Genomic DNA, 12593 nt, shown 5'->3' on the forward strand with positions numbered 1-12593 from the left:
GAGCATCCAGAATACGAATTAGAGTCGCTGCAGGACCAGTCGGATAGCGACGGCCTTGTTCCCAGTTTTGTAGGGTTCTGGCACTAATATGCAAACGTGCAGCAAACTCTGCCTGGGTTAAGCCTGTCTTCTCACGTACTTCCTTAATATCTGGCAATTCAAGCTCAGTTACCCGGCTTGCTTTCATTTCATTGCGTTTGATGGCACCAGCTTCTTTGATTGAAGCAACCAGGTCATCAAATAAGTTGTTATCCATGAAATTGCTCCTTCACTAATTGACGCAAAATAGAGGTCTCTTTGTCTGTCAGGTTATCTTTCACAGACTTTGGATAAGCCACCAGGAAAAAGATCTGATCATCCTCTGTGACCCAATAATAGATCACCCGGATACCGCCACTTTTACCTTTATTGCCTTGAGCACAGCGTACTTTACGAATTCCACCGCCATTCTTGATTAAGTCGCCCTTATCAGGCTGTACCAAGAGATCTTGCTGGAGCTGACGATACTCTTCATCACTCACAAGCTCTTTAATTTGCTTGGTAAAAATACTGGTTTCAATGAATAACATAGGTTGAAGTACGTCAATGGCGTATAAGAAGTTTAGCAGTTCTAGAATGAAAAAACGAGAGCAGTAGGCTCTCGTTTCGCATAATCCGTATTATGTTAATTGTAGGAAAACTCAATAATAAGATTGGTGTTTTAATAATCATCCTAGTATTACCAATGCTTCTATATAGAGATTACAGCACTAAATTGTGCTACATTGTATTTCTCTATTGGAGCCCAAAGATGTCCATCAAACCAACCACTACAATCCGTATTGATCTAGATGTTAAAAAAAGTGCTAGCAAAATATTTGATGAAATTGGTATTAGCATGTCCACAGCGATTAATACATTTCTTAAAACTGTTGTTCGTGAGGGAAAGATGCCATTTGATATAAATATCGAGCGTCCAATAGTTCAATTGAAATCTGGAAATGCCACTCTTAATAATGCATTTATTGTTAAAAAAGATGAATTTTACACTCAATATGAAGATGTTTTTGTGGAAATGATGAACCATAGAAGGCATTTCAAGGGAAAAACTATACTTTGTAATTGTGATGATCCATTTGAATCAGCTTTCTTTAGATTCTTTATACTTCATTTCGATGACTTAGAATTAGCGGGTCTAATATCCACTTGCTATTCAGAATCTAGTTTAGCAGGCCAAGAATATCCTCTAAATGGGGGAACTAGTGCCTATAAAGCAGTAGTAAAAGAGGTACCTAACCATAGTTTAGAAAGACCTGATGGTTCTTTAGACTTAGAATCTTTATTTGCTATACCGAGTAACTCTCTTGTACATTTAAATGGTAATGGTGATTTTCGTTCAAAAGAATGTGAAACTCTATTACAAGAAGCAGATATTGTAGTCACTAATCCTCCCTTCAGTCTTTTCCGTGAATATATTAGTTTGCTAATGCAGCATAAAAAAAAGTTTATTATTCTTGGAAATATGAATGCATCAACATGCAAGGAAATATTCCCACTCTTTCGTGATAATAAAATTTGGTATGGTGATTCTATAAGATCAGGAGATCGTAAGTTTTATGTTCCTGATGACTATCCATTAAATGCAAGTAATTGTGGGATAGATGATACAGGGCGCCGCTTTATTAGAGTCAAAGGTGTTCGTTGGTTTACTAATTTAGATACCACTAGACGTCATGAAAATTTAGTTTTAACTAAAGCATATAATTCAAATGATTATCCAAAATATGAAAATTATGATGCCATTGAGGTTAACCGCACTCAAAATATTCCAGTAGATTATGATGGCTTAATGGGTGTACCTATTACATTCCTTGATAAATATAATCCAGATCAATTTGAAATTGTAATGCTTGCTAATGGTAATGCACGTTCCAATGTACCTTCTGATGTTCTTTCACAAGTAAAATACTTACAACACTCTGAGGATAGAGGAGGGGTCGGTATAATCAATGGTCAAAGAGTTTATGCAAGAATTCTAATTCAAAGGAAATGTTGATGAGCTCAATATTACGAGTGCCTTGTTCATATCAAGGTGGTAAACAACGTGTAGCATCTCAAATAGTTGATGTAATTCTAAACTCTTCTACTGACTCCAATACTCAATTCTATGATTTATGTTGTGGTTCAGGTGCAATTTCTATTGAATTAGTTAATCGAGGTATAGATCCAACACGTATCTCTATGCTTGATATTAGTTCTTGGGGGGCTTTTTGGTCAGCTATAGGATCTAATACTTTTAATATGGATGTTTTTGATCAATTTTTAGCAGAGTTACCTAGTAGTCAAAAAGATTTTAAAGAGCATTTATCTACTCTTTCTAAACTACCAATAGATAAACATGAAGTGGAACTTTATCCAATCCTTCAAGCTTGTTCCTTTGGTGGAAAACAAATCTATCGTAAGGAAAAAAATTGGGCAAATGCTTGTTTTAGAGACTATTGGGAACCAACTGAAACAAGTATTCGTCGTAGTCCTGCAAATGCTATGCAACCATCTCCGAATGAATTAAGACGGAGAATAAATACTATTGTAAACAAAATGAGTGGAGTAACTTGTTTCAATATGGATATTATGGAATTACTCAGTATTCCATTTCCTACAAACTCGATTGTTTATGTTGATCCACCATATCAACATACAACAGGATACGCATACAGTTTTGATTTAAACTTTTTCGTTAAGCGATTTCGAGAAATAAATAATGTTCCTTTATTTATTTCTGAAGGAATTCCATTAAGTGAAGATACAATTATGCTTAACTTTGGTGGTGCAAATGGTGGCATTAGCGGAGCTAGAAAAAATAAGCACCAAGAATGGTTAAGCCGTTTTTAAAATAATCCAAATTGCTTAGCATTTTTTGAAGAACCATTCCTACCTAAGATTCGTGAAGATAATTTAAAATTAGCCATTTCTGATTCTGAATATACAGATAAAGAGTAGTAATCTTCACGAATCTTAGTAAAGGTTATTATTTTTTCGACTAAGTAATATCCTTCTTCTTTTGCTCTAAAAGCATCTGTAATTTTTATATTATTAGAGCTTACTCCTTTAATCTGAAGGCGCCACGTACCATTTGCATTATCTCCTGTAGGGAAGAGTATCTCATTGCCAATATAATCAACCCCATCAAACTCTAATGTAATTAGTTTACGTTTATGACTACTTAAAGGATCTACTCCAAAAAAATACACTGTACCTAGCATCAACTTAGAATCATTAAATTCAAAAATAGTTCCTTTCGGATCTCCTCTTTCAACTAAAGATTTCATTGATAAATCTAAAATATTTCTTGATCCACCAGTCATTCGCTTCGTTTCAAACCAAATTGTCTGGATACCAGGTGAGACTGTACCTGTACTAGTAGGTGAGACTGTACCTGTACTGGCAGGTGAGACTGTACCTGTACTAGTAGGTGAGACTGTACCTGTACTAGTAGGTGAGACTGTACCTGTACTAGTAGGTTCTTTCTGTGACTTAACTATTGTTTTTAGTTTAACTTTTGGAATATTTGGAGAGCTAGGACTCCATACTATATGATTTCTAACAGGAACAAAAATTTTCTTACTTTCATCCTCTAGAAAACCATTATTTAGTAAATTATCTAACTGATGCTTACTTTTTAAATGAATACAATCAGCCTTTATGATATTTAAATTCATCATTATTGTTTGTATTAAATCCCAATTAGAATGATTTATATACAATAAAATATTGGCTTCAATATTGGTTTCAAATCCTCCAGAAGTTAGGTTGGAGCTTCCAACACTCAATACTCCTTCCTTTGAAGCTTCTTCATAGAAACAAAAAACTTTAGGATGAAAAATCTGTTGGGGAGTACCAGTATTAACCAAATAAATATCTTGATGTACATTCTTATCTAGAAGATATTCTAAAGCTTGCTTAGACGTTACTCCATTATTTATTCCTATGAAAAATATTATTTTTTTATTGTTTAGAACATTATTACAAATGATATCAGCACCATTTTTTCGCGCAAAAGCAACACTAATGATACCTTCATTATAATTAAAAGAGGCTGTAGCTAATTCATTAACAAAATCAGCGCCATCAAGACGTTGAAAAAAGATTTTTGGTGAAGGCATTTGATTCCATCAATTTTGCTATACTCCTTTTTTAAGTTTAACCCAAATATTAACGAGTAAATTAATGCTTTGCTAAAATTTATCTAATTTAAAAAGATTTTATGTTTTTTCAGCCTTATCCATTTAACATAAAGTTTCTTATACGAAATTTGGTTCAAAAAAAATGCCACTTTAAAGAGGCATTTATCAATTCAGACTATAAATTTTTTTCTCAATTCATCAAAACTTTGACCATAGATGAAATCAAAATCTCTGATCCTAAGATGCCTAAATTTTTCTTCATATTGAACAGAATATAGGGTTACATAAGGATCATCACTAAGATGTACCTCAGTACAATAAGCAAGATCTTGTCTTCCATTATAACTATAGAAGACAAAACTTTCGTATAATTCAAACAAAGCATTCTTAGAAATGAAACTATGATCTGCTTTTAACTGAAAGTTTGAAGTAGAAGAATATATAGGTAACAAAAAAAACTCCCAAAAGCGCTAATATCTGATTTAGGCTCACTTGGACACTTAACTAAGAAAACAAACCAAAAGTAGTTTCCAAAGCGCTAATATCTGATTTAGGCTCACTTGGACACTTTATCCAAGTAGCCACAACTGATTTAGATACACAGAGTTCACTTGCAATTTTTCTACAGCTCAAACCTTGTGAATGTAGATCCCTTGCCTGCCTCCTCAGCTCATCATATTTTGCAGATCTTACTTTTCCACCTTTAATGCCACCCAATCGCCCCTTATATTTTTGGCGATCAATGAACTCCTGATAACAATATGGGTCTTTTTTCCAACAATAGCGCGCAATAGACTTAGCAATGCCTTTCACCTCTCCATAGGTCATAGGTTGAATCAAACCCTGATTTAGCTTCACGCAATGCTGAATTACACTCTCAAGCCAAACAGAATATGTGCTCCCTCTATACTTCCGTATTTCTTTATATGCCCAATGACGAGCTGTATGGAATACAAAACAATTACGTCCTAAACCTATCGCTTCATCTTGTTTAATTTCTCTTTTAGCATCATTCCAAGTTAAGTCTAAGTTTCTTGCTAGCTCATTTAAGGTATAAGGTTTTTCCCGTAAACACGTAGTTTTCCAAAAACTAGACATAGGATTTTTAGCTACTAGATGTGTATATGCGGGATCTGCTTTGAACAACTCTCCAAGTTTATGTCGAATGGCATTTGCATAGAGAATTGGTCTTTGACGACTAGCATCAGTGGTATAAATCGGTGTTTTTAACTGGAATAAAATATGAGAACGACCATTGTAAGGATTAGCAATTACTAAGTTTGGTAATGGTACTCCTACTAGTCCATATAATATTTCTGATAATGAAGCCTCATAATCCAAATCAAATACTAGATAATGTAAATAATAAGGACTGTTTGGCTGTATATATCTGTATTTTATAGAAATTTCTTTAGGCATGATCATCAGACCATAATCCAAATTATCTGCACAGTAAGGCTTTTTAGGTAATCTGTCTTGAAATTGATCAAGCAGAAAAGATAATTGTTGCATTTGCTTATCTTCACTATTTGCAAATGCACAATGACCATGTATTATTAATACAGTTCATGTGCAAGCATGTTCTAAGAATTCAAGCCCTGTAACTTCTCTTCCGCCAAGATTTGAAAGTTACGGGGCTTTTTCATATCTGTAGTTTATACAATATATCTATTTTGTAATTCAATTCAATCAAAAAGTATATATAAGATAAAACTTTTTTTATAAACTTACGTAAGTTACATAAGTTATTTAAGTTACGTAAAAAGTTAACTATGTGAATACATTGATCTTCTCTATTATTAGAATATACTTAAGTTAAATAAGTTACGTAAGTTAAATAAAAATGATCATATTAGTTGGTGGTGAAAAAGGTGGATCTGGCAAAAGTTGTTTAGCCCAAAATCTAGCAGTTTATTTACAAGCGAGTAATCGAGATATCTTATTACTCGATGCCGATCCACAAGGTACAACAACCGATTGGATCAAAGAACGTGATGAAAATTCAGCTGTAAAAAATATTCCATCAGTACAAGCTTCAGGAAATATTCGACAAATCCTAATGGACTTATCTAAGCGATACCAAGATATCATTATTGATGCTGGTGGACAGGATTCTGAAGCCCTACGTTCTGCAATGACTGTTTCCACGCATATGCTTTTGCCTTTCCGTCCTAAAAGACGAGATCTCAAAACATTAGTGCATGTCGAAAAATTAATACGTCTCGCTAAAGCTGTGAATCCTGAACTCTATACACGAGCAGTCATTACTCAATGTCCAACTTTACCGAGTCAAATTCAACGTATCTTAGATGCTAAAGAAGCATGTGAATCGTTTGATCTCATTCCATTGAATAATTTTACGTGTAATCGAAATATATATGACGATGCTGATGAAAATGGGTTATCCGTTTTTGAAATGTCATCTGATGAAAAAGCCAAACAAGAAATTGAACAAATCGCTAAAGAGTTTTTAGGAGACCTCTAATGGCTTTAAAAGGTTTAAAAAGAGAAGATCAAACTTCTAAAAATGAAAAATTAGTGAATGATTTTATCTCTGGTGCATCAAAAAATGTTCAGGAACTAACCCCATCAAATGCTAAATTTCAAAGATATACATTTTCGTTAACAGAAGATGTAAGTGAGCAAATTAATGATCTGAAGGTTAAATGTCGTGTTGCTAAAGCAAATCGGTCTATCATTCTTAAAGCTGCTGTTAGTCAGCTCAATACTTTATCGGATGAAGATTTACATAATTTGATTAAGAAAGAGTTAGGCTACTAATTTTGAGCCACCTTCAGGGTGGCTTTTCTATTTTCAGCTAGCACTAGATTCCTTATAAAACGTATTAAAATTCTATAAATAAAAAAATCAATCACTTGTAAAAAGTTATGCAATTTTTGGAAGTATTTACATAAAAATTACTGTTTTATATTTTTAAATCATATATTTATTTTAAGAAATACCCTGAAAAAATCTAAATTTTTTTAGTGGCATCCTGTAAGGTGCGTATGGTGTGTCTTAAAAAAATCGGTTGAAAACCGATTTTAGAGCGTCAACAAAATTAAGGCTTTCAAGTGATCAAAAATAAACCTTCGTTCAATAAGAAAAAGTGGCTGAGAAATCATCTAGACGATGTTTTACGCCTAAAAAAAGATGGTTTGACCTATCAATCCATCATCCAAGTGCTCAAAAAAGACTTAAATATGCCCTTTGACTTGGAAGAATCACTGTTAAGTCGTTATCTCAAAGAGTTTGCAGAAGATGAATCAACCACTTTAAAGACCAAAACAGCCTTAACAAACAAAGTTGAACGGCAGATAGACCGGCTTACTCGTCAAAATAATGAAATACAAAACCTGAAACGTCGTTTAGACCGTATGGCCGAACGTGAAATGCAGATGCAGATTCAAAATACGGAATTAAAAGAACGTAATCAGGTTTTAGAAAACAAGTTCTTAGATGGCGATGCACGTATAGAAGACCTTTTACGCTACAAAGGATTGCACAATTCAAAGTGGAAGATTGCAGAACTAGAGCAGAAAAACGATGAGCTATTCCAAACAGTTTTGATGCTTGAAAGACATACTGAACGATTAGCAAAGCCTCATGAACAGGCTGATGAAAAAATTAGACAGCTTGAGAATGAACTTTCACAGATCAAAGGGAAATATGAACAACTAGAGCAAAATCAGCGACTATCCAATCAAGAACTTAAACAACTTGAACTGACGATTAACACCTTAAAAAACGAAAAACAGGCTCTAGAAAAACAACTTGCCGAAAAAGAAACGCCCATTATTCACCAAGACCAAGAAAAAATTGATCAACTCACACAGGAACGGCAGAAATTCCTCCAAGAAAGAAATCAACTACACATGCTATCTAAGCGTCTAAAAAGCGATTTAAGCAATTCTGAACATCAACTGAGGGAAGTATCGAACCTACTGCATGAAAGCCAAAATAACGCCAAAAAGAAGGATTTATGGCGTGTTTTGGCTCTGAGTTTTGGTTGCTTGGCTGTTATCTTCTTATTGATGTGTATTTTCCTCTAAGACCGTATTTTGTTTGGGCCATTATTTCAGTCCAAGAGGGCTGAAATTGGCTCAAATAAAATGCGGTCATTATGTTTTTTGGCTAAACAAAGCCGTGGAACATTGTTTATTTATTAATCGTGGAACATGAAAAATTGCCAAAACAGCCTAAGAGTGACTGCTTAGGCTGTTTCTACATGAATAAGACATTGTTTAAAAAGGGATTTTAAGAGGCGTTTCGTATAAGGTGTATTATGTTAATTTTAGAAATAATTAATTATTTCACATATTGCCAAAGATCAGGACCAACATAGCTCTCATCTATACGATAACCTTCTGCAATTGCTTCTTTTTCATCATACTCTCTAGATCTTTGAGTTCTTCGTTCTTCCTTTTCAAACGCTTGTTTTAACTCCAATGGAGTCATTGTATAAGCATTAATATTGTTTTCTGAATCACTTAAGGCATCTCGTTGATCATAACGAATGGTGTTAAAAGTATAACGAACCATATATTGCTCTTTCTCATCTTCAGTTTTTTTAGTTTGACTGATGTATATATTCAATAAAAGACCATTAGCGTATAAGCGATAACCCAAAGACCCACTACCACTCGCATTCATGATGTTTTGCCATTCCTCATAACTAAAAATATAGCTTGGATCAATCGAATAGCCCCACTTCATGACATATCGCATATTATCTTCTTTCGCTATACGTGGGTTATAGGGAGCAATATAAAGTTTCCATCCCGCTTGATTTACTCGTTTCATTAAATTCGCATACGCTTGATAGGCTTGCTCAGGACGTACAAACTCCTCTTTATTTAAGCCTGCATTAACAGTCATAACCTCAATACCATCTTCCTTATGAAACGATGTTCCTAATACATAAAAAACATGGTCAATAGCTAAGCTACTCGCGCCATTTTCAATCTTAATTTGACCAAGGTTCGGTGGTGAAAAATCTAATTCTCGAAAACTAGCGACAGGATGGTTATCCACGGCACTCTGATTGTATTGAGCAAAGTCTTTAAAGCCCTGTAGACCAAAATGGAGTAAATAAGGTTGCTGATTCATTGCACTATTCTCTGTATTTTTTGCATTAGGTTGGCAACCTAAAAGAAGGAAACCGAAGATGAAGACTAAGATAGAATTAAAATAATGCTTAAATCTTTCCATCATTACTGTCCTTGCCAACTACAAAGTCCGCTTTACTATTGCCCCATCCTGCAATAATTGCGAGTTCCTTCTCTAAAAATGATCGCCCTGTGTCACTTAACATTAAGGTATGATATTTTTCTGCTGCCTTCTGAATCCACTCCATACGGCTATCATAATCTTGAACTTTGGTATGCGCTAAAGGTTCGCTATAGACAGATTCAGGTAATTTGTCGAGTACATCTTTATGACGTCCTTCATATTTCCCATGTCTAGGCTTAACAGCATCAACACTATAATCACTAGAAAGGACTAAAGTACTATCGGGAAGTTTGGTATAGCTTTGTAAAGTTGCCTGTGCTTGTACCATCCAGTCCTTCCAAACCAATTCTTGTAAAATATTACGTTGTTCCTGTACTGCAATTGCCAGTAAATGTTTCATAAGATCGTCTTGTGCATCTTTAAAATTATCTCTCCTTGGTTTTCCTTTTCTTTTAAAAATGCCTTCTATCTTGGGAAGCATCCCAAAAGCCTGAGTAATTTCAGTTGTACTCTGCAAATGCTTAATGATGGGTAAACAACTCGACCAAGGAATATTTAACACTTCTTCCTTAATATGGGTGAACTTAGATACATCACGTTGAGTTCGACATTGATTAAAAGATTGCGAAGACATACTCCAAGCATAATGCCAAGGTGCAATATCCATAAATAACCATAAATTCCCTTTCGCAAAAGAGTGTACTGGATTGCGAACAAGTGGCGTCAAGACAAAAGGGGAAATAATGGGAATCCATTTATACCCCCAAGCCGTTAAGCCATGTTTAAACACTGCTGCAACAGTTTTTGAAGCAAATGCACCTAAGCCCATCCAATAATAACGGCCTTTTAATTGCTGACTTCCATGATTTTCTTGTTCAAGATAAATTTTGGCATAAACTGAGGCAATTCTTCTGGCTCTTGCTTCATATCCTGGTTCGAGTTTATAGAGATTCTTTTTGGCATCTTTTAAGTTAGACAGACGGATCATCGCTATTTGTTGTTGTACTTCCCAAAAAGTTAAGCAATCACACTGTGCTGTTTTACAGCTATTCTCTGTTGTATTTGTATTACTTTCCCAATCTAAATTACCCACTAATCATCTCCTTCACTCGGTTCAGCTTCTAGCTTCATCCAATTTAAATCGAGCTTTAAGCTTTCTTCTTGTAAGGAATTTATTCGTTTAGATCGGCCTTTATTATCTGCTATGGCCATAAACTCATCGGATGCATTTGAAATTTTATAATCAGCATTTTTAAAGGGCTCACCAGAGGGCAATAACATTTGAAATTTCTCATTATAGGCCTCATAAGTTGGCAAGCCTTTGATATTTACACCAACTTCTGTACCGCTTTTAAAAAGGTGCTGACCTGCCTTAGCCTCAAACTTTGCAGGCGTAATGAATGTAATTCCATTCTTATTAATGATGACTTGAGAACCACCTGCCATAGGTTTACCTATCTTCTTTAATCATTTAAAAATTAATCTTATATTTAGCTTAAAATAAATCTCTAATAGTTCAATTTTTTTCACCAAAGTATGACTTTTATCATAGCCATTCAATTGAATGATAGCATCATTGTTGCTGCAGACAATAAAGAAGTCACACTCAAAGAAGGTGAAACAAAGCAGTTAATAGATAACTTAACGTCAAAAATCCATCCTTGGTACAAGGGAATTATTACGGGAACAGGTGAAAGCTATGTGCTCAATCGTTGCATAACCTTATTTCAGCAAATAGCTCAATCAGAGTTAAAAGCTTTGCCCTATTGTCTAGAACTTTCACGGAAAGTGAGAGAACATGAAATCGGTGTTGATCATTTTCAAGTACAAAATACCAAGTTACTTTGCTCTAGTTATAGTGACAGCGGAGCTCAACTTTATAAAGTTGAAAGGTTCGATGAGGAGCAAGCCTACACAATCATGGCTGTTGAACCGATGAACATCACGGTATGGATGTTTAATCCCAATGTTGAAGCCATTTCAGCGGATCTACAACTTCTCTATGCTGATTTAAGAGACTACGGTACGTTTAATCATCAATCTGAGTGGATTAATTACTACATCAACCGGATTGCTCCTATTTATCAAAAGCAAAGCCAAGTCGATTCACTGATGAGTCAAAGCTTTGATTTCTTTTTTCAGACGAAGGATGAATATGTGTTTGGCCATATTCCCAACACCCAAAAGACAGCACTAGAATTCAAAGAAATTTCATCGAATATTAAGTCTATTTAACATAATGGTGATTATACGAAGTACACTTGTATATTAATATAATTATCAATTACTTAAAATTTTAGTCATGACTAAGAAATCAGCAAAAAGTCGCTTTTGTAATAAGTTGGTGAGTTTTTAAGCGAATATGTAACATTTTGCCATTAAAATTGATTAAAAAACGATCAATTTAGCAGTCAGCGCCCATTTCATACGGATCTAGGTTCCAAAACTATCCCCAATTGCTGTGGATAAAATTTAGGCTATTTTGTACGCTCAGGCTTACGTGAATCTCGGCCCTTTGCGGCTATCTAGGATACTGGAACTTTCCTATGATGAACTCATCAGGAACAGGAAGTTCCATAACATAAAACAAAAATTATAAGTTATTGCACATGGACCAGAGGGTACAACAGCACAATCAGCGACAATAAAAAACCCCGGCAGGATACCGGGGTTTTTTCATTCAGTGACTCTCATATTCCAAGTTCACTATGACTACCTAATCGAATCAGGCGCAAGACTCGGATCACTCCTTTATCATCTTTCTCATAAAGCAGTACCAGATCTGGAGGAATGTGACAGTCCCGATATTTTTTCATATTTCCAGTCAAAGCATGGTCAATATTACATTTCATAATTACATAGCCCATGTAGAGATTTTACGTCTAATTTCCTCAAACCAAACTTCTTCATCTTCACTGTCTAAGTTAAAGCTAATTAAATTATCTAACCAATTTTTTAATTTATTAACATCTTGAAAATTATGAGTTATTCCAACTTGTAAAAAAGATATAAAATCATCTAAAGACATAGGAACAATTTTCGTTTTTCCCCCATAGTGTTTCGTTGAAAATCGATTTAAGTTAAAGAAATGTGCTTTTGTTCCTGGCGCAACTTTAGGCGCTATAAATATACAATATGCATCATGGTCAACCTTTCTCACTAAATCACCATAATGTCGTGGAACAGAAGACCCTTCCA

The 12593-nt window shown here is 34.6% G+C and carries 14 protein-coding genes and 1 pseudogene; 6 read left to right on the forward strand and 9 right to left on the reverse strand.

Going from position 1 to position 12593, the window contains the following annotated elements:
- Both nadS and FTV31_RS14675 read right to left on the reverse strand, forming a co-directional pair.
- A partial coding sequence (nadS, locus tag FTV31_RS14670; protein ID WP_180015568.1) for a NadS family protein occupies nt 1-256 on the reverse strand: 256 nt, incomplete at its 3' end.
- Nucleotides 249-569, reverse strand: coding sequence for a type II toxin-antitoxin system RelE/ParE family toxin (locus FTV31_RS14675; protein ID WP_000897309.1), 321 nt, complete (start codon nt 567-569; stop codon nt 249-251). The genes nadS and FTV31_RS14675, both read right to left, overlap by 8 nt.
- A gap of 221 nt (nt 570-790) precedes the next feature.
- Between FTV31_RS14675 and FTV31_RS14680 the strand changes: the two genes are divergently transcribed.
- Nucleotides 791-2035 (forward strand): type II toxin-antitoxin system RelB/DinJ family antitoxin, encoded by a 1245-nt coding sequence (locus tag FTV31_RS14680; RefSeq protein WP_179991749.1) that lies wholly within the window; start codon nt 791-793, stop codon nt 2033-2035.
- Entirely contained in the window at nt 2035-2871 is an 837-nt protein-coding gene (locus tag FTV31_RS14685) for a DNA adenine methylase (RefSeq protein ID WP_179995740.1), read from the forward strand. Before FTV31_RS14680 ends, FTV31_RS14685 begins: the two co-directional genes overlap by 1 nt.
- Here the strand turns inward: FTV31_RS14685 and FTV31_RS14690 are convergent.
- Nucleotides 2868-4142 carry a phospholipase D family protein gene (locus FTV31_RS14690; RefSeq protein ID WP_179995739.1) on the reverse strand — a complete coding sequence of 425 codons (1275 nt, stop codon included), beginning with the start codon at nt 4140-4142 and terminating at the stop codon, nt 2868-2870. The genes FTV31_RS14685 and FTV31_RS14690 overlap by 4 nt on opposite strands.
- Before the next feature lie 525 nt (nt 4143-4667).
- A complete protein-coding gene (locus tag FTV31_RS14695; RefSeq protein ID WP_179995738.1) occupies nt 4668-5675 on the reverse strand; it encodes a replication initiation protein in 1008 nt (335 codons plus the stop codon).
- A gap of 331 nt (nt 5676-6006) precedes the next feature.
- Between FTV31_RS14695 and FTV31_RS14700 the strand changes: the two genes are divergently transcribed.
- From FTV31_RS14700 to FTV31_RS14710, 3 genes are all read left to right on the forward strand, one after another.
- Nucleotides 6007-6648 carry an AAA family ATPase gene (locus tag FTV31_RS14700; RefSeq protein WP_179997548.1) on the forward strand — a complete coding sequence of 214 codons (642 nt, stop codon included), beginning with the start codon at nt 6007-6009 and terminating at the stop codon, nt 6646-6648.
- The gene (locus tag FTV31_RS14705) at nt 6648-6944 is read left to right on the forward strand and encodes a hypothetical protein (RefSeq protein WP_179995737.1); all 297 of its coding nucleotides are present in this window, start codon (nt 6648-6650) and stop codon (nt 6942-6944) included. The genes FTV31_RS14700 and FTV31_RS14705 overlap by 1 nt, the downstream gene beginning before the upstream one ends.
- 293 nt (nt 6945-7237) lie before the next feature.
- The gene (locus tag FTV31_RS14710; RefSeq protein WP_179995736.1) at nt 7238-8215 is read left to right on the forward strand and encodes a hypothetical protein; all 978 of its coding nucleotides are present in this window, start codon (nt 7238-7240) and stop codon (nt 8213-8215) included.
- Nucleotides 8216-8471: 256 nt separating this feature from the next.
- On the opposite strand, the gene FTV31_RS14715 is transcribed toward FTV31_RS14710, so the two are convergent.
- From FTV31_RS14715 to FTV31_RS14725, 3 genes are read right to left on the reverse strand one after another with little or no spacing between them, the layout of a single operon-like run.
- A complete protein-coding gene (locus FTV31_RS14715; protein ID WP_171525057.1) occupies nt 8472-9377 on the reverse strand; it encodes a hypothetical protein in 906 nt (301 codons plus the stop codon).
- Complete coding sequence (locus FTV31_RS14720; protein WP_179995816.1) at nt 9361-10488, reverse strand: DUF2515 family protein; 1128 nt, start codon at nt 10486-10488, stop codon at nt 9361-9363. Before FTV31_RS14720 ends, FTV31_RS14715 begins: the two co-directional genes overlap by 17 nt.
- Nucleotides 10488-10841, reverse strand: a complete 354-nt coding sequence (locus tag FTV31_RS14725; protein WP_000897084.1) for a hypothetical protein — start codon at nt 10839-10841, stop codon at nt 10488-10490. Before FTV31_RS14725 ends, FTV31_RS14720 begins: the two co-directional genes overlap by 1 nt.
- Nucleotides 10842-10931: 90 nt before the next feature.
- Here FTV31_RS14725 and FTV31_RS14730 point away from each other — a divergent pair, with 90 nt between their 5' ends.
- Nucleotides 10932-11630: a hypothetical protein gene (locus FTV31_RS14730; RefSeq protein ID WP_179991637.1), complete on the forward strand. Its 699-nt coding sequence runs from the start codon at nt 10932-10934 to the stop codon at nt 11628-11630.
- A 455-nt stretch (nt 11631-12085) separates the two neighbouring features.
- Here the strand turns inward: FTV31_RS14730 and FTV31_RS14735 are convergent.
- Both FTV31_RS14735 and FTV31_RS14740 read right to left on the reverse strand, forming a co-directional pair.
- A pseudogene (locus tag FTV31_RS14735) lies at nt 12086-12232 on the reverse strand (type II toxin-antitoxin system mRNA interferase toxin, RelE/StbE family); the annotation flags it as partial.
- 17 nt (nt 12233-12249) lie between these two features.
- A partial coding sequence (locus tag FTV31_RS14740) for an AlwI family type II restriction endonuclease (RefSeq protein WP_180015572.1) occupies nt 12250-12593 on the reverse strand: 344 nt, incomplete at its 5' end.

Origin of the sequence: Acinetobacter sp. YH16031 (genome assembly GCF_013417335.1) — a bacterium.
Lineage (GTDB): Bacteria > Pseudomonadota > Gammaproteobacteria > Pseudomonadales > Moraxellaceae > Acinetobacter.